At 22.8% G+C, this 1962-nt stretch carries 2 protein-coding genes; both read left to right on the forward strand.

Features of this window, described 5'->3' with window-relative positions:
* The first annotated feature begins 207 nt into the window (after positions 1–207).
* Positions 208–1275 (forward strand): AAA family ATPase, encoded by a 1068-nt coding sequence (locus EZH24_RS10930; protein WP_137999145.1) that lies wholly within the window; start codon positions 208–210, stop codon positions 1273–1275.
* A gap of 19 nt (positions 1276–1294) precedes the next feature.
* Positions 1295–1939 (forward strand): DUF3226 domain-containing protein, encoded by a 645-nt coding sequence (locus tag EZH24_RS10935; RefSeq protein ID WP_236847177.1) that lies wholly within the window; start codon positions 1295–1297, stop codon positions 1937–1939.
* Positions 1940–1962: the final 23 nt, after the last annotated feature.

Raw genomic sequence — 1962 nt, forward strand, 5'->3', positions numbered from 1 at the left:
TCATTAATAGTGTATCCGATTAAAGTAAGCATATTTATGAAAACTAAAAAAGCATAAAAATATTTTAACTTTTTAATAATACAAAAAAGAGTATGCATTATTATGTATGCTCTTTTTTATTTTGCTTATTTTTAATCTTTGACAATATATTTATTTTAGTATATTATTTTTTATATCAAATAATAAACAAAAAATGGAATAAAAATTATGAGTGATATTCAAATACCAAATATTAGTATAAGTAATTTTAAATGCTTTAAGGAAGTTTCTATTGATAGCTTTAAAAAATTTAATTTAATATTTGGCAAAAACAGTGTTGGAAAAAGCAATCTTTTGGAAGCATTATATTTATACTCAAATATGTTTAGAAGTGATACAGTTATATCTTCTTCTTTTTTTCAAAGGAATATACCTCTAAATAATAATTTGGAATTGATTTTTTATAATTTTGATTATACTACCCCTATAAATATAAAAACTTCAAAAAAAGAACTAAATATATACCCTATAAAATCATTAGAGCTTTCAACTTTAGATGGTATTTATTATCAGGTAGAAAATAATAATGGAGAAACTATAAAACTTCCAATGCTTATAAATAATAACAGACAAATGGATAATAGTTTTGTACCTATTAATAATACTTTTCCTATTAATAATGTAAATGTACGTTCAGCAATTTTAGCTCCTTCATTATTTAACTTTTATTTCTTTAACGATTACAATACTTCAGAAACAAGTGTAAAAAATAATGTTGTATCATCATTTGATAAACTTCAAAATTTAAAAATGGATAAAATAGTTGTAGATAGTTTAAAAACTATAATACCAAATATAGAATCAATAAGAATATCATCTGAACAAATATGTGAAGCTGATATTGGTCTTGACAGATATTTACCTCTAAATGCATTAGGTACTGGTGTATATAAAATATTCAATTACATAGTAAGTATACCATTTATTGAAAATGGAGTTCTGCTTATTGATGAAATTGATAATGGATTTCATTACAGTTCTTTAAGAAATTTATGGCTATCTCTATTTAAAGCATGCTATAAAAATAATGTTCAGCTTTTTGCTACTACTCACTCTTATGAATGTATAAAGGCTTTTAATGATGTTTATAATGAGAAAAAAGATGAATACAATTCAAATGATGATATTCAAGGGATAAGAATAGAAGCTGACAAAAAAGAAAAATATAAATATAAAGCTATAATATATAACAATGAAGAGTTAAATAATGCTATGGATAATTGGGAGGTAAGATAAAATAATGCTTAATAATCCTATGGCTAAAAAAGTTCTTCTTGTTGAAGGAAATGATGAGAGGGATTTATGCTCACTTATAATTAAAGAAAAATTAAACTTAAAATATGAATCAAGTCAAAATATAAAAAACTTTATAGAAGATGATGACACTATACATATAATAACAATCAATGAAGTTGAGAATAAAAATAATATTAATTCGTTTATAAAAACTTCCAACTACAACAATATAGAAAAACTTGCCATTGTAGTTGATGCTGAAAGTAATGCTCAAAAAAGATTTAATATTTTTAATGATATTATAAAATGTGAATATAATCAAAACAAAAATATTTATTATGATGATTATAAAGGATTATTTATAACAACTAAAGCCGATGATAAAACTTCTGGTTGTTTAGAACATTTAGTTGAAGAAATAATTTTAGAAAATGATAAAGACTTATATCATGACTGCGTTAATAATTTTTTTAACTGTGCAGATAATTATATTAATCAAGGCAGTAATGAAGCCCATTTATTAAAAGCAAAAATACTCGCATTCATATCGGTAAGATGCAAAAAGAGAAATACGGTAGGCGGATTATTTCAGGAATGTTCTCATTATTTAGATTCAAATGTATTATATGATTTAATTGATTTTTTTAATAATATGTTCAAATAAAATATAGGCTTATACAATGACTC

Source organism: Brachyspira catarrhinii (assembly GCF_005518285.1).
Lineage (GTDB): Bacteria > Spirochaetota > Brachyspiria > Brachyspirales > Brachyspiraceae > Brachyspira > Brachyspira catarrhinii.